Annotated in this window: 1 pseudogene; it reads left to right on the top strand. The window is 42.7% G+C overall.

Annotation, left to right across the window (positions count from 1 at the left end):
- Window positions 1-113: 113 nt before the first annotated feature.
- A pseudogene (locus SLS51_RS23790) lies at window positions 114-232 on the top strand (ISNCY family transposase); the annotation flags it as partial.

A 232-nucleotide genomic window follows, 5' to 3' on the forward strand; every position in this document is an offset into this window, starting at 1 on the left:
ATTAAATTCATCTTCTCTTTTACAGCAAAATGCCGATATTTAAGATCGGCATTTTTGTTCTTATTCAGGATGATGGCTACTTTTACGTTTGCCCGGCGAAGCTGAAACCGGCCAGACTGAAACAACAATCTCCGGAGCATGAAACGATGTTGATGACTATTGCAGAACAGCTTGAACAAAAAGGGCTTGAGCGAGGTATCAAGCAAGGTATTGAGCTAGGTCGAGAGGAAGG

Origin of the sequence: Photorhabdus africana (assembly GCF_035181445.1) — a bacterium.
In the GTDB taxonomy this organism is placed as follows: domain Bacteria; phylum Pseudomonadota; class Gammaproteobacteria; order Enterobacterales; family Enterobacteriaceae; genus Photorhabdus; species Photorhabdus laumondii.